Origin of the sequence: Ruegeria jejuensis (assembly GCF_041537905.1) — a bacterium.
Lineage (GTDB): Bacteria > Pseudomonadota > Alphaproteobacteria > Rhodobacterales > Rhodobacteraceae > Ruegeria_C.
On the sequence record NZ_JBGRUO010000029.1, the window covers coordinates 21875 to 46856 of the forward strand.

Consider the following 24982-nt stretch of genomic DNA (forward strand, 5'->3'; position numbering starts at 1 on the left):
TCATGTCCTGACCGCAGAAAATAGGCGGAACCCGCAGGAGGTCCAGCGGCATCACCGATGCCGCTGCGTTCAATGCCCGAAATGGCGTGTTCCGGCCGACCCCGCCTAGCCCAGCACCGAGAAGCTGCTTTCCTCGTTGATGGGACGCTTGCGGGAATAGAAGCCGACGTCGATCTGCTTGCCCAGATAAGGCAGTTCGAATTGCAGCGGGTTGGCATCATGATCCCCACCGCCCTCGCAATAGTCGATCAGCGCGGTCATCATCTTGCCCGCAATCGGCGCGTTCTTGTACTGATTGCCGCTGCTGCCGCAGGCCATGTAGAACCCCGGCAGGCTGGACCGGTCATAGATCGGAATCCAGTCAGTCGAGGCATCATAAAGGTCCACGACCCCCCGCATCCGCGAAGGGATACCAAGGCTGGGCACGCGCTGCGCATAGCGCATCGCCTGGGTGGTCCACTGATCGGTGAAGTTGGTGTCGTAATGGGTATCATCCTCGCACCATTGATGCGGGTCGCATTCGGGATCTTCCGAGCCGATCAGGATGTGATTGCCGTGTTCGGGGCGGCAATAACAGGAGATGTCGCTATCCGAAACGATCAGGCCGTCATTCTCGAAATCGAAGCCTTCGGGGCTGGGCACATGCACCACCTCTTGGCGCAGCGGACGGGTTTGGATGGTCATGTCATCCAGCACCCCGGCCATGCCGTTGATCAGCGCCGACCCCGGCCCGGCCACATTTATCACAACAGGCGCGTGGATTTCTTCGCCGCTGGCCAGTTTCACGCCCTGCACACGGCCACCTGCTTGCAGGATTTCGACCACCTCGGCACCCGTCCTGACTTCGGCCCCGTGCTGGCGCGCCGCCTGCATCAGGTTTTGCGCCGACAACGCCGGGTCGGTGACATAACCGCCATTGGGCCAAAGCACGCCGCCATTCAGGTGCCCGCCGTTGGGTTGCCCAAATTTCGGATCGTCCATGCGTTTGGCGGGGGCATAGCTGTCCAGCGCATAGACGGGCAGTTTGTCGGCAATCTGCTCCGGCGTCAGTTCCTCGAACGGGCAGTTCAGCGCGGTGGAGTTCTTCATGTGCTTGGTCAGAAACTCATTGGCTTCGGTCTTCATCACCAGGCAACCGGTTTCGCGGAATTGCGCCAGCTCGGCGTCTGCGGGCAGGCCCAGATACTCGGCCCAGTCGCGCCAATAGTGATACCCTTCCCAAGCGAAAGCGGTGCCGTCGAAGGTCGAATAGTGCATCCGGATGATCGCGCAGGACCCGGCGGTCGAACCATGGCCTACCTGTGCGTTGCGGTCCAATGACAGCGTCTTCCGCCCGGCCTTGGCCATCTCAAAGGCAATGGCCGCTCCGATGACACCGGTTCCGATGATGATTGCGTCAGGGTTACTCATGGCTGATCTTCCTTCCAGAAGCTGCGGGCATAGGCGGCGAATTCCTCAATTTCCTCGGGCTGAGGTTCGACGCCGGTGAAGACGAAAAGGTAATGCGGCACCAGCGACAGCCGGATGTCCTGCGGTTCATTGAGCTGGGCCAGATCATAGCCGATCTGCATATAATAAAGGACACGCGCGCGGGTCTCGGATTCCAGTTCCTGATAGCCGAACCGCGCGAACATCGCGCGCAGTGCTTCCAGGCGCCTGGCATCGGACTGGTCCAACATGCGGCGCACCTTGCCCTCGCGCCGGGCCCAGTCGCGCACGGCAAAATCCAGCGCGGTATCGAAAAGCTCGGCATTCACCACGCAGCGATGCACGTTGCAGACTGCGGCGGTGATGGTGTTGGCCGGGGCCTCGGCCTGCGCGATCAGGGCGACGGTGTTGGTCGCCTGCCATTTCGCCAGCAGCGCGTCCAGCAGGTCCTGCCGGGATTTGAAGTACCAGTAGAAGGACGAACGCGAGACCCCCATCCGTTCTGCCAGATTCATCACCTTGACCTGTTCGACACCGTCCGAGATCAGCACATCCATGGCCACGTTCAGCCAGTCGTCTCGGGTAACCTTGATATTGCCGACCAGAGGCTCGGCCTCGGGGTCATCGCGGTGCAGGATCGGTTTCGTATTCATGCCAGGCGCTCAGCTTTCCGGTACCGCACCGCCCTCTTGGGTGCGGCGCGCGATGAATTCGGTCAGGCCCGCGATGCGGTCGGGGTCATGCGCCGGAGCGGTACTGTTTTCGACAATGCCCTGCCAGATACCGGTGGCGCGGTTGTTGGCATCGACCTCGCCACGCTCGGTCCAGGTGCCGAAATTCGACCAGTCGCCCACCAGCGGCTCATAGAACTGGGTCTGGTAGCGCTCCATCGTGTGCGTGGCGCCAAAGAAATGGCCCGAGGGCTGAACCTCGCGCAGCGCATCCAGCGCGATATCGGCATCACTGGCGGGGGTTCCGGCGCAGAGTTCGGCCACCATCTGCAGCACTTCCAGATCGGTGATGATCTTTTCGAAAGACACGCTCAGCCCGCCCTCCAGCCAGCCGGCAGAGTGGATCACCACGGTCGCACCGGCCATCAGGCAGCCCCACAGCGCAAACTGCGTTTCATTGGCGGCCTGCGCGTCATTGGTATTGGCGGCACTGCCGCCCGCGCAGCGCCAGGGCAGGCCCAGCTTGCGGGCGAGTTGACCTGCCACCAGCGAGGCGGTGAAATGTTCCGGCGTGCCAAAGGCGGGCGCGCCGGATTTCATGTCTACGTTGCTGGTGAACGTGCCGTAGCAGATCGGCGCGCCGGGTTTGGCCAGTTGCGCGAGCGTGATCGCCGCCATCGCCTCGGCATGGCTGAGGGTCATTGCGCCCGCCACGGTGACCGGCGCCATCGCCCCCATCAGCGTAAAGGGGGTGACGATGGACATCTGCCCGGCGCGGGCAAAATCGATCAGCCCCTGCGCCATGGGCATGTCGATCACGCGCGGCGAGTTGGTGTTGATGATCGTATAACACCAGGGCTGCGCCTGAAACTCGCCATCCGAGAGCCCGCGAAAGTCACGGATCATCTGGAACCCGTCCATCACCTGCGGTGTGCCGCGGGAATAGAGAAACGGCACCTTGTCGCTAAGCGTCAGTTCCGCCTCGGTCATGGCGTAGTGGCGCAGTTCGACCGGCACATCCTGCGCCTCGACCAGCGGCGGTACCATATGCAGCACGTCGAATCTTTGCGTGATCTGCACCAACTCGCGGAAGTCGCGGATCGTGCCGGGGCGGCGGCCCCGGACCAGATCGGTGGCATGGGGCGCGCCCGCGCCGGGCTGGAAGACCAGCCGTCCCAGTTCCAGCGTGATATCGCGTTCCGGCACTGCCCCCTTCATCAGGATCGATTTGGGGGCGGAGGCGATGGCCGCCTCGACGACGTCGCGCCCTATGAAGACCATCTCATCCTCGACCCGCGCACCGCCTTGGGCAAAGATCTTGCGTGCTTCGGGCAGGAGAACCTTGATGCCGATATCTTCCAGCACCGTCAGCGAGGCCTGATGCAGCGCCTCGATCCGGTCCTCGCTGAAGGCGTTCATCGGTGGAAACGGGTTGCGCAGGTTGTGGTAGTCTACCTTGCGTTTCGGGGTCTCGCTCGCCCGCGCCCGCCGCCCGCGCCGGATCATAATCGCATCGCCTTGCCATCGGGATCATAGGGTGAGGGCGCGATAACTTTCGCCGCGCGTTCGACACCCACCACATGCACCGACAGATCTGTGCCAACCGCCGCCTGATCCCGGTTCACCAGCGCCATGGCCAGCGATTTGCCGATCGTGTGGCCATAGCCGCCCGAAGTGACAAACCCGACCTTCTCTCCACCGGCCCAGATCGGCTCATAGCCGCTGGCATCGGCATCCTGCGCGTCAATCTCCAGCGTTACCAGAAGCTGCGCCGGACCATTGCCGTCACGCTCGGCTTCGGCCGCAGCCTTGCCGACGAAGTCCTTGGACCAGTCGATCCAGCGATCCATGCCGGTCATACCGGGCGTATACCCTTGGGTGAACTCCGCCGACCAGATGCCAAAGCTCTTTTCCAGCCGCATCGACGACATCGCGTTGAAGCCGCACTCGCGGATGCCCTCCTCTGCTCCGGCTTCCAGCAGGATCTGGCGCAGGGTGATATGATCGCCATAGCGGCAGTTGATCTCATAGCCTTTCTCGCCGGTCACGGACATGCGCGCCACGCGTGTGCGCAGCATCCCGATATCATAGCTGCCGCAGCCCATGAATTTGAGCCCGGAGATGTCCTGCTCGGCGACCCGCTCGATCACCGCCTGCGATTTCGGGCCGACCAGCGCAAAGCCGCAGATGTCTTCGCCCAGATCGCGGACCGCGACGCCATCTTCCATATGATCGTTGAACCAGCGCATATGCCAGGCGCGCAGGTAGTAGCTGCCCATGATCCACCAGGTGCCGTCGCCCCAGTTCAGCACCGTCAGATCGCCCTTGAGCTTGCCGGTCTCGCTCAGCATCGGGGCCAGTTTCGCGCGGCCCGGCGCGGGCAGTTTCGAAGCCATCAGCGAATCAAGCCAAGCCTCGGCCCGTGGCCCGGTCACCTCGAACCGGGAAAATCCGGTGATATCCAGCAGGCCCACGCCGTCGCGAAGCACCCGACATTCTTCGGCCACGATGTCGAAAGCGTTCGAGCGCTTCAGCGTCGGGGTCTCTTCAAACCCTTGGGGGGCAAAATAAAGCGGCACTTCCAGATCCCAGCTGACGCCCCATTTGCACCCCGCCTGCGTCATCGCGTCATAGGCGGGCGAGGTTTTCAAAGGCCGTCCGGCGGGGAGCTGTTCGTTGGGATAGGTCATCACGAAGCGGCGGGAATAGAACTGCCCCGTGGTTTCGCGAATATAGCGTTTGTTCTGGGCAAAATCGCCATAGCGGGCCACATCCATGCCATAGACATCGGCCTCGGGCTCGCCATGAATGATCCATTCGGCCAGTGACTTGCCGACGCCGCCACCTTGCAGGAACCCGGCCATCACGGCGCAGGCGCACCAATAGCCGCGCTTGCCCGGCACCGGGCCGACCAGCGGGTTACCATCGGGCGAGAAAGTAAACGCGCCGTTCACCCATGTCTTGACGCCCACATTCTGCAAATCGGGGTAGCGTTCGAAGCCGAGGATCAGCTCGTTCTCGATCCGGTCGGTCTGTTCATTGAACAACTCCATCCCGTATTCCCACGGCGCGCCATCCATGGCCCAGTGTTCGTGGTCGATCTCGTAGATGCCCAGCAGCACGCCTTTCTGGTCCTGGCGCAGATAGGTGAACCCTTCGAGGTCGACTGTCATCGGCACTTCGAAATCCAGCTTTTCCAGCGTCGGGATCGTATCGGAGATCAGGTAATGGTGCTTGAGCGGCGCAACCGGTAGTTCGATCCCTGCCATACGGCCCAGTTGCTTGGCCCAGAGGCCGCCCGCGTTCACCACATGCTCGCAGGTGACGGTGCCTTTCTCGGTCACCACCTGCCAGCCATCGGCGGTCTGGTTCAGTTCGATGACCCGGTTATGCTCGATCACCTCGGCACCGCGTTTCTTGGCGGCGACGGCATAGGCGTGGACGGTGCCGGTGGTATCCACATAGCCCTCGCGGTCGGCCCACATGCCGCCCAGCAGCCCCTCGGTGGACATGATCGGGTTCAACTCGCCCGCCTCTTCCGGGGTGACGAGGCGACAATCCTCGATACCGATGGATTGGAACACGCGATAGGCAGATTGCAGCCATTCCCAACGGTCAGGCGTTCCGGCCATGGTCAGCCCACCGGTCATATGCAGGCCGATATTCTGGCCGCTTTCCTTTTCGATCTCGGGCAGCAGGTCGATCGTATAGGCCTGTAGGGAGGCGATATTGGGATCGGCGTTCAGCGCGTGGATGCCGCCCGCGGCATGCCAGCTTGACCCGGCAGTCAGGACCGAGCGTTCGATCAGGCAAACGTCAGACCAGCCCAGCTTGGCCAGATGATAGAGAACCGAGGCGCCGACAACGCCCCCACCGATCACGACAACGCGGTAATGCGACTTCATCCGAGCCTCCCTTGGACCTGTCGGATCAGACGCTAGCCAGACTGTTCACCTCTGTCTAGACATTTCTGTACAGTCTGCTCACATGATGCTGCTCGCTGGCCCTGGCGAGCTCACAGAGAGGCGCTGGGGCGTTCCTTTACGCGGGCATACCAATCTGCCGTAGCGGTGTTTTCGTCAGGAACCGCCATGCGGATCGCGCGGGCGAACTCGACAAACACCAACGCGCTGATATCGGGCAGCGTGAAGCGGTCCCCTGCAAGGTAGGGCACCTCGGACAGGCGGTTTTCGAGCAGGTCGAAGAACAGACCGACCCGTACCCTGCCCCGCTCCGCCAGTTCCGGAATCTGCGGGAAGTTCACCGGGCCCACGATGGCGCGACCCTCCATGCGCGGGCTGGAGTTGCGCAGCGCTTCGGCAACCGGCGCGCCGCCCTGCTGTTCCATGATCGCGTTCCACATCAGGACAAGGCCCTTTTCGTCGGGCGTTTCCCCCATCAGGGGACGCTCAGGAAACTTGGCTTCGAGATAGGCGGCGATGCCGAGGTTTTCGGTCAGGACCGCGCCCTCATCGGTGACCAGAACCGGCACGGTGGCGTTTGGGTTGATGGCCCGGAACTCTGGCGCCAGATGTGCGCCCTCGCCCAGCGCCACGTCGCGGGTTTCGACCTCGATCCCCTTTTCGGCAATGAAAATCCGCGCCCGGCGCGGGCTGGGGGCAGTCTTGCAATCATAAAAGATCATACTGGCTCTCCTCTTTGTCTTTATGGGCGCTCAGGGTGCGCGGTAGATGAAACAGCGCCCGGGCACGGCCTCGAGCGGCAGTGGTTCTTCGCTCAAGCCCTCGAAATACATTCGGTCGCTCGACACCATCAGCCCAGCCGATGCCAGAAGCGGTTCGATCAGCGGCGAGACGAAGCGGGCGAAAGCGTCGTTCTTTTCGCGGTTATGCCCGCCCAGATCGGCGTGGATCAGGCTTGCGGTGGCCCCAAAGCGGTTCAGCGCCGCCGGAAGGGTCTCGCGTACATCGCCCAGGATCAGTTGGTCCTCGGGCGGTGTCGAATCCGGATGGGCCGCTGGGTTGCGTTCAAATACGTATATGTCGCGGTCGCTGACCCGCTGCGCCATGTGGTGATAAGTCCGGCCATTGCCGAGACCAAGCTCGAACACCGGGCCGGTCATGCCGGAGGTCAGGGCAATCGCGTGGTCGAGACAGGCCCGTTGCGAGACCATCCGGTCGATGAAAAGATCAAGTCGGGTCTGGGTCTGGCTCACGCGGGATACTCCGTTAGCGATCGCGGCGACATAAGCGCGGCGTTGTGCAGGTGATGCCAAATCGCTGGCGGATTGTGTAGGGTGGATTGGGCCAAGCTCCGCTTTTCGTGAGGTCCAGTCACAAATTCGGGTTTGACTACATGGGCACCGGCAAGCGAAAGTGGCGCAAAATGTATACGGGGATGAAAAAATCAACATGTTTCGGCGAGGCCATGGTTCCAGGACCGGCTGAATGACCCCTTTGCTTTCAGTTGACGATCTGAGCATCGGTTTCGGCGGGGCCGAGCCGGTTGTGAAGAATGTCAGTTTCAGCGTCGCCCAGGGCGAGACGCTTGCGCTCGTCGGGGAGTCCGGTTCCGGCAAGACGATCTCGTGCCGCGCGGTGCTGCGCATCCTGCCGCGCACGGCGCAGATCACCTCCGGCCGGGTCACGCTGGGCGGTGCCGGCGCGCCGCTGGTTCTGTCGGAGCTCAACGAACGCAAGCTGCGCGACATTCGCGGCGATCGTGTCTCGATGATCTTTCAGGAACCGATGCGATCGCTGTCGCCGCTGCACCGGATCGGCAATCAGGTGAGCGAGGTGTTGTGGCTGCATAGCGGTGCCAGCGAGCGCGACGCGCGACGCCAGGTTCTGCAGCAATTCGAGCGGGTCGGCTTTCCCGATCCCGAGCGCGCCTACCGGTCCTATCCGTTCGAGCTGTCGGGCGGCATGCGCCAGCGCGCGATGATCGCGATGGCAATGGTGGCAAAACCCGACCTGCTGATCGCGGATGAGCCGACAACCGCGCTGGACGTGACCACGCAGGCGCAGGTGCTGGGGCTGATCAAGGAATTGCAGCGCGAGACCGGCATGGCGCTGATCCTGGTCACCCATGATCTTGGTGTCGTGGCCAACATGGCCGAGCAGGTCGTGGTGATGCACAAGGGCCGGGTGATGGAGGCGGGCAGCGCCGCTGCGGTCCTGAAAGCCCCCGCGCATCCCTATACGCAACAGCTGTTCAACGCCGCGCCGGAAATCCCCGATCGCGACACTGTTGGCCTGCCGATGCCACAGGACGATCTGATCCTTGAGATGAACAAGGTCTCGAAAACCTACACGATGCGTGCCGGGTCGGGCTGGAAACCGGCGATCAAGATCCATGCCTGCCGCGGTGTCGATCTGAAGCTGGCGCGCGGCAAGACGCTGGCCATCGTTGGCGAAAGCGGCTCGGGCAAGACCACCGCCGCGCGGATCGCGCTTGGGGCGGAACTGCCCGATCCGGGCAGCGAGATTCTGTTTCGCGCCCAACCGGGCGCTGAGCCCATCGCGGTCCACAACATGTCCCGCGCCGAACGCACCCGGTTCCAGCGGCAGGCGCAGATGGTGTTTCAGGACCCCTACAGCTCGCTCAGCCCGCGCATGCGGGTGCAGGATGCGATGACCGAACCGCTGGAAATCCACCGCATCGGCACCCGCGCCGAACAGCGCGACAAGGCCGAAGAGATGCTGTGCCGGGTCGGGCTGAACCCCGATATGCTCAAACGCTATCCACACGCGTTTTCCGGCGGCCAGCGCCAGCGGTTGTCGGTGGCGCGGGCGATGATGCTGGACCCGTCGCTGATCGTGTGCGACGAGCCGACATCGGCGCTGGATGTGTCGGTACAGGAGCAGATCCTGACCCTGCTGGAGGAATTGCAGGAGCGTCTTGGCCTTAGTTACTTGTTCATCTCGCATGATCTGGCGGTGGTGGCGCGGATCGCCGATGAGGTGGCTGTGATGCGCCAGGGGCTGGTCGTCGAACAGGCCCCGCCTGACACATTGTTTTACAACCCCAAACACCCCTATACCAAAGCGCTGATCGCAGCGCAGCCGGAACCTGACATAGACCGGCCCATAAACCTGAAACTCGTGGCTCAGGGCGCAGGCTCACCGGAAAAGTGGGACGACGCCTTTCGTTTCACCGAACGGGTGATACCGTCGCTTGTGGAACTGGAGCCTGGCCATAAGGTACGTTGCCATGTTTGACACTCGTTACAGCCGTTTTCTGCTTGCCCCCGCGCTGGTTCTTGCCGGGCTGCTGCCGGTCGGCGCGACCACGCTGCCCGACCTGCAGGAGGGCGCGTTCTGGAAGTCCGAAGTGGATGCGGGCCATCTGCCACCGATCAACGAACGCCTGCCCGCTGACCCGATCGTTGTCGATCTGGGGGCGAAGGGACGTGAATTCGGAACCCAGGGCGGCACGCTGAACACGATGATCACCCGCTCCAAGGATATCCGGCAGATGGTTGTCTACGGCTATGCGCGGCTGGTGGGCTATGACGAGAATTACGAGATCCAGCCCGATCTGCTGGCCTCGTTCGAAAACGAGGGCAATCGCAAATACACGCTGCATCTGCGCCCCGGCCATAAATGGTCCAACGGGTCGCCCTTCACCTCGGAAGATTTCCGCTACTGGTGGGAGGATGTGGCCAATAACGAACTGCTCAGCCCCTCGGGCCCTCCTGATTTCCTGCGTGTCGAAGGCGAGTTGCCCAAGGTGAGTTTTCCCGATGAGCAGACCATCATCTATGAGTGGAATACGCCCAATCCCGATTTCCTGCAGGCGCTGGCGCAGGCCCGCCCGCCCTTCATCTATCGCCCCTCGGAGTTCCTGAAAGAGTATCACGGCGACTATGCCGATTCCGAGAAGCTGGCCGCACAGGTTGAGGATCAGCGGGTCAAAAGCTGGGCCTCGCTGCACAACAAGCTCGACAATCTCTACAAGTTTGACAATCACAAGCTGCCCACCCTGCAGCCCTGGGTGAACGCAAGCTCGGGCAAGAAGATCCGGCACAATTTCGTGCGCAACCCCTACTATCACCGCATCGACAGCAACGGCGTGCAGCTGCCCTATATCGACGTGGTCGAGATGGAGATCGTGGCCCCCGGTCTGGTCGCCGCCAAGTCGAACGCGGGCGAGTCGGACCTGCAAGCGCGCGGGTTGGACTTCCGCGACGCGTCGATCCTCAAAAAAGGAGAGGCAGAAGGGGGATACAAAACACAACTTTGGAGCACCGGCGTCGCCTCGCAGATCGCAATCTATCCCAACCTGAACTACGAGGACGATGTCTGGCGCGAGGTGCTGCGCGATGCACGGGTGCGCCGCGCGCTGTCGATGGGCATCGACCGGAACACGATCAATCAGGCGCTTTATTTCAAGCTGGCCAAGCCCGGCTCGATGACAGTGCTGCCGGAAAGCCCTTTCTTCGAGGAAGGCAACCGGGATGCGTGGTCGCAGTTCGACCCCGAACAGGCCAACCGCCTGCTGGACGAGGCCGGGCTGGACCAGCGCGCGCCGGACGGAACGCGGCTGCTGCCCGACGGGCGCCCGATGGAGTTCATCATCGAAACCGCCGGTGAGCGGCAGGAGGTCGAGAATGCCTTGCAGATCGTGACCGATACCTGGCGCGAAATCGGGGTCAAGCTGGTGATGCGCCCGCTGGATCGCGACATCCTGCGCAACCGGGTCTTTGCGGGCAGTTCCATGGCCTCGGTCTGGTATGGCTGGGATAACGGCTTGCCGCGCGAATATACCTCGCCCGCGTACCTTGCCCCCACCGATCAGGTGTTCCTGGCCTGGCCGAAATGGGGTCAGTATTACCAGACCAGCGGCGAGGTGGGCGAAGCCCCCGACCTGCCCGAGGCGCAGCGCCTGATGGAGCTGCTGCATGACTGGGACGAGGCCGCAACGCCTGAGGCACGCGAAGCCGCCTGGCGGGAAATGCTGGCCATCCATGCCGACCAGCTTTATGGCATCGGTATTCTGGCAGGCGCTCCGCAGCCGGTCGTGGTCTCGAACAAGCTGCGCAATGTGCCCGAAAAGGGGATGTGGGCCTGGGACCCTGGCGCGCATTTCGGCGTGCACCGGATGGACGAGTTCTTTTTTGCCGAGTGACGGGGACACTTGAATGGTCATCCTGCGCTATGCGATCTATCGCTTCATCACGATGCTGCTCACGCTGCTTGTGGTGTCGGTGCTGGTCTTCGCCATTATCAATCTGCCGCCGGGCGATTACCTGAGCAATCAGATCGCGGAATTGCAGGCCTCGGGCCAGTCGGCGGGCGTGGCCAAGGCCGAGTTTCTGCGCAAGGAATATGCGCTCGACCGGCCGCTCTGGCAGCAATACATGATCTGGATGGGGTTCCTGCCCGGCCCGCACGGGTTTTCCGGGCTGATTCAGGGCAATTTCGGCTGGTCCTTCGAGTTCGACCGCCCGGTTTCGGAAATCGTCGGCGAAAGCCTGTGGCTGACCGTGCTGGTTAATCTGGCCGCTGTTCTGTTCGTCTATCTCGTGGCCCTGCCACTAGGCGTTCTGGCCGCGGCGCGGTCGCGCACCTGGGTCGATTACAGTTCCGCCTTCATCGGTTATCTGGGCCTTGCCACGCCGAACTTTCTGCTGGCGCTGATCATGTTCTATTACGGTCACAAGCTGTTTGACCTACCGATTGGCGGGCTGATGGACCCCGGCTTTGAAGGGCTGCCGATGAGCTGGGAAAAGGCCAAATCCATCCTGATCCACCTGATCGTGCCGACCTTCGTGATCGGCACCTCGGGCGCTTCGGCGATGATGCAGCGGTTGCGCGCCAACATGCTGGATGAGCTCGGCAAGCCTTATGTCGAGACAGCCATCGCAAAGGGGATGTCGCCCACGCGGATGCTGACCAAATACCCTCTGCGCGTGGCCTTCAACCCGTTTGTGGCCGATATCGGCAATCTGCTGCCCTCGATGGTGTCGGGCTCGGTACTGGTCTCGGTCGTGCTGGGGCTACAGACCATCGGCCCCAGCCTGCTGACCGCTCTGAAAACGCAGGATCTGTTCCTGTCGGGTTTCATCCTGATGTTCGTGGCGCTGCTGACGCTGGTGGGCACGATGATCTCGGATGTGCTGCTGGTGCTGCTCGATCCCCGTATTCGCTATGAGGGGCGCGAGACATGACCAAACTGCCCGACGGTCGTTATGTCGACGACGCGCCGTATGATCCCGAAGCCTCGCTGCAACAGCTGGAGCGGCGCGATCTGGACGCACCGAACTGGGTGCTGGTCTGGCGCAAGTTCAAGACCCATAAGCTGGGGCTGTTCTCGGGCATCTTCCTGCTGCTGAGCTATCTGATGCTGCCTTTCGCGGGCTTCATCGCACCTTATACGCCGAACGAGCGCAATGGCGACCACCTCTATGCCCCGCCACAGGCGGTGCATTTCTTCCATGAGGGGGAATTCAAGGGGCCGTTCATCTATCCGATCACGGCCGAGCCGGATCTGGAGACCTTCCAGTGGAAGTTCATCCCCGACACCAGCAATCCGCAGAAGCTGCGGTTCTTCTGCAAGGGCGATGACTACAAGCTGGCAGGGTTCATCCCGTCCGAGACCCACCTATTCTGCGCACCGGAAGGCGCGACCGTGTTCCTCTGGGGCTCGGACCGGCTGGGCCGCGACGTGTTCAGCCGTATCCTTTACGGCGCGCAATTGTCGCTCACCGTGGGCCTGATCGGCATTACCGTGTCGTTTACTCTGGGCATCCTTTTTGGGTCGATCGCGGGGTATTTCGGCGGCCGGACCGACTGGATCATCAACCGGGTGATCGAGATTTTGCGTTCGCTGCCCGAACTGCCGTTGTGGCTGGCGCTGTCGGCAGCGGTGCCGTCGAACTGGTCACCGGTGGCGGTGTTCTTTGTCATTTCGATCATTCTGGGCATTCTCGACTGGCCCGGACTGGCGCGTGCCGTGCGCGCGAAATTCCTGTCCTTACGCGAAGAGGAATATGTCCGCGCGGCTGAAATGATGGGTGCCGGGTCTGGACGGGTGATCCGCAAGCACCTGCTGCCCAATTTCATGTCACATCTGATCGCCTCGGCCACGCTGTCGATCCCGGCCATGATCCTTGGGGAAACCGCGCTGAGTTTCCTCGGCCTCGGGCTACGCGCACCGGCGGTCAGTTGGGGTGTGATGCTGAACGACGCGCAGAACCTTGCCTCGATCGAGATCTATCCCTGGACAGCCATCCCGATGCTGCCGATCATTGTCGTGGTGCTGGCCTTCAACTTCCTCGGCGACGGGCTGCGGGACAGTCTGGACCCCTATCAGCAATAGGGAAGGCCGCGCGCCTCAGACCGCTCCTTCGGCATAGTTGCGGGATTTAGACATCTTTCCGATGCCGGGGTTGAACGAATTGGTCGGGTCGCAGCATTTGTAGAACTCGGCCAGGTCGGGCTTGGCAGGATAGAGATGACCCACGTTATGCTCGGCCGGGTATTCCGCGCCACGCTGATCGAGGATGTCCAGCATCCGCGCCTTGAGCGCCTTGGCGTCAGCCCCTTTGCGCACGATGTAATCCTGATGCAGCACGTGGCACATGAAGTGGCCATAGTAGAGCTTGGCCACCAGTAGCTCTTCGATCTCTGGCGGGAGGCGTTCATACCAGTCGCGGTCATTGCGGCGCAGCGCGATGTCGAGCGGGATGATATCAGCAACGTCATTCTTGTGAATTGCCATGTACCGCACCGCGGCCCCAGCAGCAGCGAAGCGTTGCAGGGCCGCGAGCTTGGCTTCGCGATCGGTGCATTCAAAGAAACCTCCGTCGCGCCCGACAAAAAACGAGGTCAGGAAGCTTGCGGCCTCATCGATACCCTCATCACGCATCTTCAGGATCAGGTGGTGGCGATAGCGGTCGCGGAAGCCCCGGATGCGTTTGGGCAGCACTTGCGGCGTTAAGCGCCCCATCAACTGCATGAACCGGTCAGTGAAATTGGACAGGCCGGGCACATTTCGCAGTCGCGCGTCCACCGCGCCTTTGAGCGCAAAGAAGGTGGGCAGCAGATCGGTGCCCAGCCAGTCGATCATCATCACCGTGTCCTTGCCGTAACGGGCGGTGATGTCGAACGCCTCACGCTCCATGTATTCGGCAGAAACGGGCAAGGTGTCGAACTCAGCCAGCATGTGGCGGCGCAGTTCGGTCAGATCGGCAACGTCATTGGTGCCGATATAGAAGGTCTTTTGCCGCTCGGGCTTGGCATAGGTGTCCAGCCGCACGGCGAAAACACCCAGCTTACCTGCGCAACCTGATGCCTCATAGAGGCGGCGCTTGTCGGCGTTGAAACGCGCAGGCGTGTCGGCATCTACCTTGCGCACCTGATCGGCATAGTCCGAGGCCGAGGCTTTGCGATTGCTCGCCGCAGGGTCATGGTCAAAGTCGCCGGTTTCAAGTCTTGTCAGAATCTCTTCCGGTGTCTCACCCAGATCGATGCCCAGATGGTTCACAAGGCTCAGCTGTCCTTGCGCATCGATCTGCGCAAAGAGCGACATTTCGGTGTAAGACGGGCCACGTTCAACCAGCGAGCCGCCGGAATTGTTGCACACCCCGCCCACGATCGAGGCCCCAATGCAGGACGACCCGATCACCGAATGCGGCTCGCGCCCCAGCGGGTCTAGCAGCTTTTCCAGCTTGAACAGCGTCGAGCCAGGAAAACCGACAACCTGTTCGCCCTTCCCCAGCACCTCGATCCGGTCCATGCGGCGGGTGTTGATCAGCACCACATCGCGATCATAGCTGCCCGAGGGGGTGGAGCCTTCGGTCAGGCCGGTATTGGCCGCCTGCATGATGACGATCTTGTCGGCGGCCACACAGTCCTGCAGGACCTTCCATTGCTCCAGCAGGGTGCCGGGCTGAACGACGCAGAGCGCCTCGCCCTCGCCCGAGCGGAACCCTTTGCGGAACCGCTCGGTTGCCCGCGCATCGGTCAGCACATGGCGTCGCCCGACAATGTCGCGGAAGGCAGAGATAAGGGTTGCGTCGTCCATGTCAGCCTCCTTCTCAGTAGGCCACGGAGGGCAGCCAGGTCGCCAGCGCGGGCCACAGGAAGACGAGCGCCAGACCGGTCAATTGCAGCAACACGAAGGGGATGATGCCCTTGTAGATATGCGACAGCTTGATCTCGGGCGGGCAGACGCCTTTCAGATAGAACAGCGCAAAGCCAACCGGCGGGGTCAGGAACGAGGTCTGCAGCGTCACCGCCACCAGGATCACGAACCACAGCAGCGCCGGTTCGTCGATGGCATCAAAGCCCGGAATATCCATACCCAGCCCGTTCACGATGGGACGCATCAATGGCAGCACGATCAGCGTGATCTCGATCCAGTCCAGCACAAAGCCCAACAGGAACACGATGAAGAGGATCATCAGGACGGTGCCGGTGGGTCCAAAGCCGGTGCCGCTGATCATGTCCTCGATCAGGGCGTCACCACCCAGCTCACGCAGCACATAAGAGAACACCGTCGCGCCCAGGAAGATCGCAAAGATATAGGCGGTGGTGTTGAAAGTGGCCTTGAGCACGTTGACCAGTTTCGTCAACGTCAGCTTGCGATAGCCAATGGCCAGTAGGGTCGCGCCCAATGCGCCGATGCCCGAGGCCTCGGTTGGCGTGGTCAGACCGGCAAAGATGGAACCCAGCACCGCAAGGATCAGCGCCAGCGTCGGCAGAACCGCGACCATCACGTCCTTGACCGCGTCCCAATCGGGGCGTGTTGCTCCTTCGGGCACCGGGGCCACGTCGCGTTTGATCAGGGCGATGATGAAGATATAGGTCAGGTAGAGGCCACCGATGATCACACCGGGGAAGACGGCGGCCATGAACAGATCGCCTACCGACAGCGCCATCTGGTCCGCCATGATCACCAGCATGATCGAGGGCGGGATCAGGATGCCCAGCGTGCCCGAGGCGGAGACCACACCCGCCGCCAGCGTCGGCGCGTATTTCTGCTGCATCATCGAGGGCAGCGACAGCACGCCCAGCAACACGACCGAAGCGCCGATGATGCCGGTCGAAGCCGCGAGGATGATGCCGATCAGGGTCACCGTGATCGCCAACCCGCCGCGCACCGTCCCGAAAAGGCGCTGCATCGAGGTCATCAGCCGTTCGGCGACACCGGATTCGTCCAGCATCAGCCCCATGAAGATGAACATCGGCAGCGCCACCAGAACCGCGTTCGACATGGTCGCATAGACCCGGTTTACCACCGCGCCCAGCGTCAGGTAGTCGAGCCCGGTCAGGGTCTCCTCCATCCCGGTCCAATTCATCATGCCGCTATCGAACAGATACGCGAGGCCACAGAAGGCAACGCCAACCCCGGCCAGCGCCCAGGCCACCGGGAAGCCGGTGAAGAGCAGCGCGATGAAGGTCAGGAACATCACGATGACCAGTTTTTCCTCGGTGGTCTCCACCAGGAAGGTCAGCGCCGTTGCCGCCACGGCGAAGCCGAACAGCGCCCAGAAGATCAGCCGCAGGCCGGACCCCGTGCGCTCAGCCTCGGGACCAAATAGCAGCGCATGGCCGTCATGGATCAGCCGTGCAAGCGCGGCAAAGGCCAACAGGACAAAGCTGACCGGGATCACCGCCTTGAGCGCCCAGCGGGCCGGCAGGCCGGTTGGGCTGTCGGAGCGTTCATTCACGCGCCAGCTTTCGTAGAAATAGTCATAGCCCTGATCGATCATCAAATAGATGAACGGCGCCAGCAAGGTCAGGATGCCCACAACCTCGATGATCCGCTGCGCGCGACGGCTGAGCTGCATATGCAGCACGTCGACGCGCACATGGCTGTCGGAGACCAGCGCATAAGAGATGCCGATCATGGTGACCAGCCCGTAGAAATGCCACTGAATCTCGTCCAGCTTGGGGTAGTTCTGATTCAACAGATAGCGCATCGCCACCTGAGACACGATCGCCGCCACCAGTAGCAGGTTGGCCCACATGACCACATTGCCGATGCCCTTGATGGTCTTGTCTATGCCGGTTGCCAGAGTCTGGTTGTCGACATCCGGGTGCTCCAATAGCGTCTCATAGACTTCGATCGGATCGTCCGGCGTGTGCAGTTTCTGTGACATGATCTCCTCCTCAGGACATGACGGATCAGACCGGGAATGCGGCCAACAGATCTGGAAAATTCTGAAAGTCAGGGTGGGAGCGGCCCGGATTGAAACGGCCGCTCCCGGTATGCGCAGGTTCGATTACTTGCGCGGGAGGAACGCGTTTTCCTTCCAGACGGCATAGCCGTCGCGGAATTCGGTCATGTCGCCCAGCACCTTGGCAAAGAAGGCGTCATTGGCGGCCTCTTCTGCAGCAACCTCTTCCCAGGTGCTTTGGAAGGTTGCCAACATGTCGTCATTCCACTGCTTGATCTCGACGCCGTTGTTTTCAACATTGTCGATCAGCGCCGCATGCTGGATCGCCTCGCCTTCGGCGAAACTGTCAGCCATCGAAGCCTTGCAGGCGTTTTCGATGATGGCCTGATGCTGTTCCGAGGCCTCGTTCCAGGCATCCTTGTTGATCAGCAGTTCAAACACGGTCGCCTGCTGGTGCCAGCCGGGGAAGTAATTGAACTTGACCAGTTTGTGGAACCCGAGACGAGCATCGATCGCGGGCATCGAGAATTCGGTGGCGTCGATCGCGCCCTTTTCCAGCGCCGGGAAAATCTCACCACCGGGCAGCAACGAGGTTGCGACGCCGAGTTTCTGCATCACCTTTCCGCCCAGACCGAAGAAACGCATCTTGAGGCCGCTCAGGTCCTCGGGAGAGTTGATCTCGGTGGCGAACCAGCCCGAGGTTTCGGGCGCGATGACGGCGCAGGGAATGACTTTGACGTTGAAACCCGCCTGATCATACATCTCCTGATAGAGGCTCATGCCATTGCCGTAATAGAGCCAGGCCATGTATTCGCCCGCTTCCGGACCGAAGGGCACGGCGGAAAACAGCGGTGCGGCCGGGATCTTGCCAGCCCAGTAGCCTGCGGTGGTGTAGCCCGAGTTGATCTTGCCCGATGACACGGCATCGAGAATCTCAAACGGCGGCACCAGCTTGCCCGGCTCATAGACCTTCATCTTCAGCGTGCCGCCCGACATCAGGTCCAGTTGCTCGGCCACACGCGGAATGGGCGAGCCCAGACCCGGCAGCGCGGTCGAGAATGCAATCGGGGTTTTCAGCAGCATTTTATCGGCAGCGATGGCGGGGCCAGCCAAAAGGCTTGTCGCAAAGGCCAGGCCGGTCAGAACGTTTTTCATAATGTCTCCTCCAACAGTGTCACGGACGGTTTCGTCCTTGGTCAGAACGCCGGTATCTCCTGCGCCTTGTAGTGGTTTATTAAATTTACCACTGCGCTAGGTCAACAATTTTATTTACCACTTGACAACCTCGGACTCGTAAAAACTCCCAGAAAGAGCGCAATTTTCCCTCTCCCAAGATTCACTGAACCTAGGGGGTTAAGAAATTTAATGATTATTAATCAGAATGTTATGTATTTGTGCGCCAAATTCGGTTTTTGTTGAAATGAACAGCAATGAGGTTAATATACTTTACCATACCTAAGGAGCGCGGAGCCTGCCTCATGCCCAGCAAACTGACCCCAGCATCGCTGTTTGAACCGATTGATCACGAATCGGTTTCAGAAGCGGTCATCTCTCAGATCGAGGCGCTGATCGCCGCCGGGATCCTGAAACAGGGCCGCAAGCTGCCCTCTGAACGGGATCTGGCCGAAACGCTCAATGTCTCGCGCCCCAAGCTGCGCGATGCGCTTCAGGTGCTGGAAGAGCGTGGACTGGTCACCACCCGCCATGGCGAGGGCAGCTTTATCGCGCCCCTGACCGGTCAGGCGATGATGCCCGCGCTGCTGGACCTTTACGGCCGCCACGAACCTGCGTTCTTCGACTATCTGGAATATCGCCGCGAACAGGAGGGCTTTGCCGCAAGGCTGGCCGCGCAACGCGCCACCACGGCTGACAAGGAGCGGATCACGGAAATCCTCGACCGGCTGCAGCGCGCCTGGGAAGAAAACGACCAGGACAGCTCGCGCGAGGCGGATTACCAACTGCATTCAGCGATTGTCGATGCCAGCCAGAACGCGACGCTGATCCACATCATGGCCTCGATCTATCACCTGACCCGTCAGGGCGTGTTTTATAACCGCGAATATCTCAAATCCATCGACGGAACCGGCAAGCGGTTGCTTGAACAGCATCTTGCCCTGGGACAGGCCGTGATCGACGGCGATGAAGAACGGGCCGAAAAGGCCGCGCTGGCGCATCTGGACTTTGTCGAGGACTCGTTTCGCACCGGCATCGAACGCTCTCAGCGCGAGGCGATGGCCGAAAAGCGTCGCCTGCTCTCGGGCTGAGGTAATCGCTTCGCCAAAACGAAAAACGCCCCCGGAGAACCGAGGGCGCTTTCCTGCGAGTGGCCGTGTAATCGAAATCAGTTGCCGTAAACGTGACGGTGCACGGTTTCGGTGATGTTGCTCCGGCACAGGCCGACATCGGCCAGTTCACGGTCGGTCAGCCGCTCCAGTTCCTTGACGGTCTGGACATAGAGCGTGTAGCGGGCGCGGGCCTCTTTCGCTTCTTGAAAAAACGAGCTCAGGCGCGCGAAAATTCCGATAGGGGCGGATGCGTGTGTCAGTGTATGTGTCATGTCATTTTCCTTTCAGTGTATCAGGACGAATTTCCTGAGTAGTTATCTGGTCTGTTACCGATAACGGGCATTTAGGTGCCCTCGGTCATGTCAACAAGCGATGATCGGGACTGGCCGTTATGCATTGAAGGCATAGCAATTGACCTGCCTGCCAAGGCTTGCCCGTCCGCAATGAGAGTTTGCGGATTTGGTTTTCATGTTTTTGGTCATTGGTTCGGGCAGGCGCGTTTGTCGGGGTCTTCATACGCGAAAAAGGATCAGCCCGCTGAGACGCCGCAGGATGGCGGCGCCTTAAATCCCGATCTCTTAAAAAAGGAAAGGGCCGATCCTCACCACAATGGGTGAGGCCGGCCCCAGCACTGTCAGGTATCTGATACCGATGTTCAGGCAGCGTTGCCCGGACGATAGGTGTCGATGATTTCTTTCAGCGGTGCATAAGCTTCTTTCGCGCGGGTGCGGCTCAGCTCGATCACTTCGCGTGCGTTTGCTGCACCGTTTTCGATCGACGCGTGGGCGTGTGCGGCCTGCAGGTCGATAACGTCGTTCAGGCATTTTGCCTGCATGGTGTCTTTGCCCAGGGCAACGTAGCCGTCAACGGCGTTCTTGGCATAACCCAGCAGGGTTTTGTCAACTTCGATGACGCCTTCGACAACCTTGCGGCCCGAAGTAACGTAAGCGCCGAACAGCGAGGAAACGGTGTTCGAAACATTGGCGATCGAGGTGGTTGCTTTCGAAACGGTGTCGGCAGCGTTGGTCTTGGCGGCAGTTGCTTTGGTAGCCATTGTATCTCTCCAGAATATCGTGATGAGACAAAGATAGGGACGCCAATGCTGCAGTGCAACATATTAATGCCGCAACGCGGCGTCACTTTATTACCGATCAGGCGCCGAACACAAAATGAGTCAATAAAAACAAAGTGCCACCAACAAATGCACCCAAGACCGCGCCGTTGATGCGAATGAACTGAAGGTCGCGCCCGACCTCTGATTCCATGCGTGCGACAAGCTGGTCGCTGTCCCAGTCGGCAATGCTCTGAGCGATATAGTCGACGATCGCGGGTCGGATTTCGGTCAGTATTGCCTCAAACCCGCTGGCGAACCGCGCATTGAGTTGTTCCTGCAGATCATCGGAGTTCTGGACCGACCGGGCAAAGTCCCGCAGCGCCTGCGCCATGAGGTCGGCGACCCGGTCCGGGTGTTCGACCAGGCTCTTGTCCACTTCGTTCAGAACCGCCGCCATGACCTGCTGCAGGGATTTGTCAAACTTCGCCGACTCGGTAAAGGCTTTGAACCCTTCATCGATATTCTCCGCGATCCGCCCGGTTTCCTGGAAACGGTCGATCAGTATCGTGATCGATGCCTCGAAGTCCTTGCGCAGCGACGATTTCGGGTCTGACAGTTCGTCAATGATCGACAGGACGCCGTCGACCAGAACCCCGGTAATGCGCTTGTCGACAGAAGTGGTGATCCACCAGCGGCTTCGGTCCTGCACCACCGCCATCACCGTGTCGCGGTTTTCGTCCAGGACCTCGCGCACCTGCAGCAGGATGTCGTTCAGCAACTGGCTGTGCACGCTGCCTTTCAGCAACTCCGTGATCTGCCGCGACAGGGTGGGCGAGTCGACGAGCCTTGTCGTCAGGGTGCGCAGATAGGTCGTCGGGGCCGGACCAATACCGCTGCGCAGCTGGCTTTGCAGGATGCCATGCAGAAGCTCTGACAACGTTCGGCTCAACGCCTTGGCGTTTTCCGATTTGTCCAGCCAATTGGCGGCCTTCAGCGCCGGGTTTGCTCGCTGCAATTGCCGCAAGAGCTGCTCGGGCGCCAGGAAATACTCATCGATGAAACGGGCGATATTGCCAGCCGCGCGCTTTTGGTTCTTGGGCAGCAAGGCCGTGTGCGGAATCGGCAGCCCCAGCGGATGCCGGAACAGCGCCTCGACCGCGAACCAATCCGCCAGACCCCCGACCATGCCCGCCTCGGCCATGGCGCGGATCAGCAGCAGCCATGTGGGCGGTTCCGATACCGCGAAACTGGCCGCAAAGACCAGCGACAGGCCACCCAGGATACCGGTGGCCGTGCGCCGAACCTTTCGGATCGCCGCAGCTTTTTGGATATCGATCGTGTTGCCAGCCTCGATCATAGCAATGGATCAGGTTTCCGCCATGGCCTCTTCATGGATGAACAACTCGACCCGGTCCGCGACCGCCTCGGCTTGTGTCAGCACAAACATATGACCGCAATCGACAAGTTCGAGCGTTGCGTTCGGCAATCGGCTCGCCAGAATCTTGCCGTTGACCGGCGGGACGATCGGGTCTTGTTTACCCATCAAAACAAGCGCAGGGATCTTGACGCGGGGCAGCCACAGATAGCTGGTCCAGCCCAGCCCGGCCAGCAGTTGATAAAGATAGCCGCGCTTGTCGCCCGCCTTCATCGCGATGGTGTGGTTCTTCAGCATTTCCTTGTTGAAGGCCACTTCGCCACCATAAAGCTCGGTCGCGACGTTCATCATGTAGTCCGGGTCCGTGTACCGCTTGTGGGTCACCATCTTGCGCAGCACGTTGACATTGCCAGGCACCATGACCAGACCCGCCGCCGTCGCGGCGAGGGTCAGGGTGTGGCACCGCTTCTGGAAATCATGCGCAAATTGCTGCGCCAGCGCCCCGCCCCAGGATACCCCGAACACATCCACCATGCCGACACCCAGCCGGTCGAGGATTTCATTCAGCATCCGCGTCAGGTTCGCGAACCGGTAGGGCGACCAGGGGGTAGGCGACGCACCAACCCCCGGAACGTCAAACGCAATCAGTCTGGTGCGTTTGAAATGGGCGGCGAAGGGGTCAATCGTATCAAGACTGGCCCCGATACCGTTGCACAGCAACAAGGTCCGGGTCGCATCCTCGGGGCCGAGAACCGCAACATTCCAATCCTGTCCTCCCACTGTCATGATCTGCGACTTTATTTCCATGCAACTGCCCTCTTCTCTTGTTTCTGATCAGACCGACTCGTGGACATAGGTCCCCGGTGCGGCCACCAGCGGCGGATAGTCATCCGATCCCAGGGATTTCGGCGCGTTAACCTTGTTACCGGCACGCTCTTCCAGCCAGACCGACCAGTAATCCCACCAGGTTCCCTCATTGAGGGTGGCACCGGCCTGGAACTCTTCGACGGTGGTGTGCTTGCCCTTGTTGGTCAGGAAGCGCGACCGCGGGTTGCCCGGAGGGTTGATGATCGCCTGAATGTGACCCGATTGGCTGAGGACGAACTCGTTATCCCCTCCGAACGCCTGCATCGAGCTGTAGCAGCCTTCCCATGGGGTGATGTGGTCGGTGGTACCGCCAACGACGAACTTGTCACAGGTGACGGCGTTCAGATCGACCTTGGTGCCCAGGACCTCGACATCACTATCCTGGGTGGCACCGCCCTTGGCAAGCATGTCCAGCAGATCCTGGTGCAGCGCTGCCGGCAGGTTGGTCGTGTCGTTGTTCCAGAACAGAACGTCAAAGACCGGCGGCTCGTTGCCCAGCAGATAGTTGTTCACCCAATAGGCCCAGATCAGATCGTTGGGACGCAGCCAGGCAAATGCCTTTTGCAGGTCCTTGCCCGAAAGGACACCTTGCGAGCGCGAGAACATGCGGGCCAGTTCCAGCGTCTCGAAATTTGCAAACAGACCCATGGTCGTGTTCTCGGCGCCTTCCGACTTCAGGATCGCAACCAGCAGGGTGAACGAGTTGGCCCGCTTGACGCCTTTCGTCGCCCAGTGCGACATCAGCAGCGCGGCGGTAATGCCTCCCGAGCAGGCACCAACAAAGTTCAAGTCCTTTGACTTGCTGATCTTGCAGGCCACTTCGGAGGCACGGTCAAGCGCCTCGATATAGCTGCCCATGTCCCACTCCGCGTGCTCGGCAGTGGGGTTGCGCCAGCTGACGATGAAGATCTGGTGGCCTTTTGCCAGCAGGTATTCGATGACCGAGCGTTTCGGCGCCAGATCCCAGACGTAGAACTTGTTGATCTGCGGCGGGATGATGAAGATCGGGCGCTTGAACACCTTGTCGGTTGTCGGCGTGTATTGGATCAGCTCCATATGCTCTTCGCGATAGACAACCTGACCCTCGCTGATGCCAAGGTTCCCGCCGACCTCGAATTTCGACGTGTCCACCATCGAGGGCAGGCCATTGTTCTTGACCATATCCTCGATCAGGTGCTTTGCACCGTCGACCAGGTTCTTGCCGCCTTTTTCCAGCGTCGTTTTCATTGCCGTCGGATTGCCAAGCAGCGCATTGGTCGGCGCCAGGGTATCGGTGACCATCGAGATCAGCAGTTTCGCGCGCAGCTTGTTGCGCTCTTCCATATCCAGATCATCGACCCATTCGGTCATCCCGCGCGACCATGTCAGATAGGACTGCATCATCGCCTTATAGGCAGGGTTGGACGACCAGATCGGGTCCGCAAACCTCTTGTCGCCACGTTCCGGCTCGATGGTTGCCGCACCTGTCACGCTGGCGAAGGTTTCCTGCATCATGCCGAAATAGGTTTCGATCAACTGATCGGGACGAGACAGGGATGCTTTATAAAAATCCCCCAGCGCCTTGAACAGGTCAGCGGAGGTTTCAATTGCTTTCTTGGGCATCTTGCGTCTCCTATCCGATAACCATGGCCAGCAGTTCGGCGACCACAGCCGGAGTGTCAGATCCGACAGCCTGCAGCGTCGCTTCCATCTTCATGAGCTGCTTGCCATCGCCCTTGTCCTCGACACCGACCAGCTTGAAGCGCGACTGCACCGACGATCCGGCAGGAACCGGAGCCAGGAATCGTACTTTGCCCGAACCATAATTTAGCACGGCTTTTGCATTCGACGGTACCACACCCGAACTTTCCGTAGCGGCAGCCAAAAGCGACAGGGTCAGAAACCCGTGCGCGATGGGTCCGCCAAAGGGGCCGAACTTGGTTGCCTTTTCGACATCGACGTGAATCCACTGATGATCCCCGGTGACATCGGCAAAACTGTTGATCATCTCCTGGGTGATTTCGATCGGGTCGGACAGGCCAAAGTCGTGCCCAACCGCATCGGCAAGAGTTTGTGTTGAGTAGTTCGCAGGTGCAGTCATTTGGGGTACTCCTGAAATATTCGATTTGAGGTACGGCGTCGACTTTGTGTGTTGGTGGGTGCTAGACCAATCTAACCTCGGCCTTCATGGGAACGCTATTGCGAAACAGTTTGGCAGGTTGAATTGTGACGTAG

At 60.7% G+C, this 24982-nt stretch carries 21 protein-coding genes; 6 read left to right on the forward strand and 15 right to left on the reverse strand.

The window, feature by feature from the left end:
* Nucleotides 1–105 precede the first annotated feature (105 nt).
* The 6 genes from AB1E34_RS23270 to AB1E34_RS23295 form a co-directional block, all read right to left on the reverse strand.
* A complete protein-coding gene (locus tag AB1E34_RS23270) occupies nucleotides 106–1410 on the reverse strand; it encodes an NAD(P)/FAD-dependent oxidoreductase (RefSeq protein ID WP_372574695.1) in 1305 nt (434 codons plus the stop codon).
* Nucleotides 1407–2081 (reverse strand): TetR/AcrR family transcriptional regulator, encoded by a 675-nt coding sequence (locus tag AB1E34_RS23275; RefSeq protein ID WP_372574696.1) that lies wholly within the window; start codon nucleotides 2079–2081, stop codon nucleotides 1407–1409. The genes AB1E34_RS23270 and AB1E34_RS23275 overlap by 4 nt, the downstream gene beginning before the upstream one ends.
* A gap of 9 nt (nucleotides 2082–2090) precedes the next feature.
* Nucleotides 2091–3605 carry a trimethylamine methyltransferase family protein gene (locus tag AB1E34_RS23280; RefSeq protein ID WP_372574697.1) on the reverse strand — a complete coding sequence of 505 codons (1515 nt, stop codon included), beginning with the start codon at nucleotides 3603–3605 and terminating at the stop codon, nucleotides 2091–2093.
* Nucleotides 3602–6004 carry a GcvT family protein gene (locus AB1E34_RS23285; RefSeq protein WP_372574698.1) on the reverse strand — a complete coding sequence of 801 codons (2403 nt, stop codon included), beginning with the start codon at nucleotides 6002–6004 and terminating at the stop codon, nucleotides 3602–3604. Before AB1E34_RS23285 ends, AB1E34_RS23280 begins: the two co-directional genes overlap by 4 nt.
* A 110-nt stretch (nucleotides 6005–6114) precedes the next feature.
* Entirely contained in the window at nucleotides 6115–6744 is a 630-nt protein-coding gene (locus tag AB1E34_RS23290; RefSeq protein WP_372574699.1) for a glutathione S-transferase family protein, read from the reverse strand.
* Between the two features lie 30 nt (nucleotides 6745–6774).
* Nucleotides 6775–7275: a class I SAM-dependent methyltransferase gene (locus tag AB1E34_RS23295; protein ID WP_372574700.1), complete on the reverse strand. Its 501-nt coding sequence runs from the start codon at nucleotides 7273–7275 to the stop codon at nucleotides 6775–6777.
* 232 nt (nucleotides 7276–7507) lie between these two features.
* Here AB1E34_RS23295 and AB1E34_RS23300 point away from each other — a divergent pair, with 232 nt between their 5' ends.
* From AB1E34_RS23300 to AB1E34_RS23315, 4 genes are read left to right on the forward strand one after another with little or no spacing between them, the layout of a single operon-like run.
* Nucleotides 7508–9280 carry an ABC transporter ATP-binding protein gene (locus AB1E34_RS23300; protein WP_372574701.1) on the forward strand — a complete coding sequence of 591 codons (1773 nt, stop codon included), beginning with the start codon at nucleotides 7508–7510 and terminating at the stop codon, nucleotides 9278–9280.
* Nucleotides 9273–11189, forward strand: a complete 1917-nt coding sequence (locus AB1E34_RS23305; RefSeq protein ID WP_372574702.1) for an ABC transporter substrate-binding protein — start codon at nucleotides 9273–9275, stop codon at nucleotides 11187–11189. Before AB1E34_RS23300 ends, AB1E34_RS23305 begins: the two co-directional genes overlap by 8 nt.
* Before the next feature lie 13 nt (nucleotides 11190–11202).
* Nucleotides 11203–12231 (forward strand): ABC transporter permease, encoded by a 1029-nt coding sequence (locus AB1E34_RS23310; protein WP_372574703.1) that lies wholly within the window; start codon nucleotides 11203–11205, stop codon nucleotides 12229–12231.
* Nucleotides 12228–13382, forward strand: coding sequence for an ABC transporter permease (locus AB1E34_RS23315; protein WP_372574704.1), 1155 nt, complete (start codon nucleotides 12228–12230; stop codon nucleotides 13380–13382). Before AB1E34_RS23310 ends, AB1E34_RS23315 begins: the two co-directional genes overlap by 4 nt.
* Nucleotides 13383–13397: 15 nt before the next feature.
* Here the strand turns inward: AB1E34_RS23315 and dld are convergent, their stop codons facing one another.
* The 3 genes from dld to AB1E34_RS23330 form a co-directional block, all read right to left on the reverse strand.
* Entirely contained in the window at nucleotides 13398–15089 is a 1692-nt protein-coding gene (gene dld, locus AB1E34_RS23320; RefSeq protein WP_372574705.1) for a D-lactate dehydrogenase, read from the reverse strand.
* 13 nt (nucleotides 15090–15102) lie between these two features.
* Entirely contained in the window at nucleotides 15103–17169 is a 2067-nt protein-coding gene (locus AB1E34_RS23325) for a TRAP transporter large permease subunit (RefSeq protein ID WP_372574706.1), read from the reverse strand.
* 123 nt (nucleotides 17170–17292) lie between these two features.
* Nucleotides 17293–18342 (reverse strand): TRAP transporter substrate-binding protein, encoded by a 1050-nt coding sequence (locus AB1E34_RS23330; RefSeq protein ID WP_372574707.1) that lies wholly within the window; start codon nucleotides 18340–18342, stop codon nucleotides 17293–17295.
* Nucleotides 18343–18665: 323 nt separating this feature from the next.
* On the opposite strand from AB1E34_RS23330, the gene AB1E34_RS23335 reads away from it, so the two are divergent.
* Nucleotides 18666–19451, forward strand: a complete 786-nt coding sequence (locus tag AB1E34_RS23335) for a FadR/GntR family transcriptional regulator (RefSeq protein WP_372574708.1) — start codon at nucleotides 18666–18668, stop codon at nucleotides 19449–19451.
* 77 nt (nucleotides 19452–19528) lie between these two features.
* Here the strand turns inward: AB1E34_RS23335 and AB1E34_RS23340 are convergent, their stop codons facing one another.
* Complete coding sequence (locus tag AB1E34_RS23340; RefSeq protein ID WP_372574709.1) at nucleotides 19529–19744, reverse strand: DUF1127 domain-containing protein; 216 nt, start codon at nucleotides 19742–19744, stop codon at nucleotides 19529–19531.
* A gap of 87 nt (nucleotides 19745–19831) precedes the next feature.
* On the opposite strand from AB1E34_RS23340, the gene AB1E34_RS23345 reads away from it, so the two are divergent.
* The gene (locus AB1E34_RS23345) at nucleotides 19832–20089 is read left to right on the forward strand and encodes a hypothetical protein (protein WP_372574710.1); all 258 of its coding nucleotides are present in this window, start codon (nucleotides 19832–19834) and stop codon (nucleotides 20087–20089) included.
* A 38-nt stretch (nucleotides 20090–20127) separates the two neighbouring features.
* On the opposite strand, the gene AB1E34_RS23350 is transcribed toward AB1E34_RS23345, so the two are convergent.
* The 5 genes from AB1E34_RS23350 to AB1E34_RS23370 form a co-directional block, all read right to left on the reverse strand.
* Nucleotides 20128–20526: a phasin family protein gene (locus AB1E34_RS23350; protein WP_372574711.1), complete on the reverse strand. Its 399-nt coding sequence runs from the start codon at nucleotides 20524–20526 to the stop codon at nucleotides 20128–20130.
* Nucleotides 20527–20623: 97 nt separating this feature from the next.
* Entirely contained in the window at nucleotides 20624–21883 is a 1260-nt protein-coding gene (locus tag AB1E34_RS23355; RefSeq protein ID WP_372574712.1) for a DUF445 domain-containing protein, read from the reverse strand.
* Between the two features lie 9 nt (nucleotides 21884–21892).
* Nucleotides 21893–22708 (reverse strand): poly(3-hydroxyalkanoate) depolymerase, encoded by an 816-nt coding sequence (phaZ, locus tag AB1E34_RS23360; RefSeq protein WP_372574713.1) that lies wholly within the window; start codon nucleotides 22706–22708, stop codon nucleotides 21893–21895.
* A gap of 27 nt (nucleotides 22709–22735) precedes the next feature.
* The gene (locus tag AB1E34_RS23365; protein WP_372574714.1) at nucleotides 22736–24370 is read right to left on the reverse strand and encodes an alpha/beta fold hydrolase; all 1635 of its coding nucleotides are present in this window, start codon (nucleotides 24368–24370) and stop codon (nucleotides 22736–22738) included.
* A 10-nt stretch (nucleotides 24371–24380) separates the two neighbouring features.
* A complete protein-coding gene (locus AB1E34_RS23370) occupies nucleotides 24381–24848 on the reverse strand; it encodes a MaoC family dehydratase (protein WP_372574715.1) in 468 nt (155 codons plus the stop codon).
* Between the last annotated feature and the right edge of the window lie 134 nt (nucleotides 24849–24982).

Excerpts from the sequence above, each read along its gene's own strand:
- AB1E34_RS23270 (WP_372574695.1), bottom strand. The coding sequence starts at position 1,410 with ATGAGTAACCCTGACGCAATCATCATCGGAACCGGTGTCATCGGAGCG.
- AB1E34_RS23275 (WP_372574696.1), bottom strand. The coding sequence starts at position 2,081 with ATGAATACGAAACCGATCCTGCACCGCGATGACCCCGAGGCCGAGCCT.
- AB1E34_RS23280 (WP_372574697.1), bottom strand. The coding sequence starts at position 3,605 with ATGATCCGGCGCGGGCGGCGGGCGCGGGCGAGCGAGACCCCGAAACGC.
- AB1E34_RS23285 (WP_372574698.1), bottom strand. The coding sequence starts at position 6,004 with ATGAAGTCGCATTACCGCGTTGTCGTGATCGGTGGGGGCGTTGTCGGC.
- AB1E34_RS23290 (WP_372574699.1), bottom strand. The coding sequence starts at position 6,744 with ATGATCTTTTATGATTGCAAGACTGCCCCCAGCCCGCGCCGGGCGCGG.
- AB1E34_RS23300 (WP_372574701.1), top strand. The coding sequence starts at position 7,508 with ATGACCCCTTTGCTTTCAGTTGACGATCTGAGCATCGGTTTCGGCGGG.
- AB1E34_RS23305 (WP_372574702.1), top strand. The coding sequence starts at position 9,273 with ATGTTTGACACTCGTTACAGCCGTTTTCTGCTTGCCCCCGCGCTGGTT.
- AB1E34_RS23310 (WP_372574703.1), top strand. The coding sequence starts at position 11,203 with ATGGTCATCCTGCGCTATGCGATCTATCGCTTCATCACGATGCTGCTC.
- AB1E34_RS23315 (WP_372574704.1), top strand. The coding sequence starts at position 12,228 with ATGACCAAACTGCCCGACGGTCGTTATGTCGACGACGCGCCGTATGAT.
- dld (WP_372574705.1), bottom strand. The coding sequence starts at position 15,089 with ATGGACGACGCAACCCTTATCTCTGCCTTCCGCGACATTGTCGGGCGA.
- AB1E34_RS23325 (WP_372574706.1), bottom strand. The coding sequence starts at position 17,169 with ATGTCACAGAAACTGCACACGCCGGACGATCCGATCGAAGTCTATGAG.
- AB1E34_RS23330 (WP_372574707.1), bottom strand. The coding sequence starts at position 18,342 with ATGAAAAACGTTCTGACCGGCCTGGCCTTTGCGACAAGCCTTTTGGCT.
- AB1E34_RS23335 (WP_372574708.1), top strand. The coding sequence starts at position 18,666 with ATGCCCAGCAAACTGACCCCAGCATCGCTGTTTGAACCGATTGATCAC.
- AB1E34_RS23340 (WP_372574709.1), bottom strand. The coding sequence starts at position 19,744 with ATGACACATACACTGACACACGCATCCGCCCCTATCGGAATTTTCGCG.
- AB1E34_RS23345 (WP_372574710.1), top strand. The coding sequence starts at position 19,832 with ATGTCAACAAGCGATGATCGGGACTGGCCGTTATGCATTGAAGGCATA.
- AB1E34_RS23350 (WP_372574711.1), bottom strand. The coding sequence starts at position 20,526 with ATGGCTACCAAAGCAACTGCCGCCAAGACCAACGCTGCCGACACCGTT.
- AB1E34_RS23355 (WP_372574712.1), bottom strand. The coding sequence starts at position 21,883 with ATGATCGAGGCTGGCAACACGATCGATATCCAAAAAGCTGCGGCGATC.
- phaZ (WP_372574713.1), bottom strand. The coding sequence starts at position 22,708 with ATGGAAATAAAGTCGCAGATCATGACAGTGGGAGGACAGGATTGGAAT.
- AB1E34_RS23365 (WP_372574714.1), bottom strand. The coding sequence starts at position 24,370 with ATGCCCAAGAAAGCAATTGAAACCTCCGCTGACCTGTTCAAGGCGCTG.
- AB1E34_RS23370 (WP_372574715.1), bottom strand. The coding sequence starts at position 24,848 with ATGACTGCACCTGCGAACTACTCAACACAAACTCTTGCCGATGCGGTT.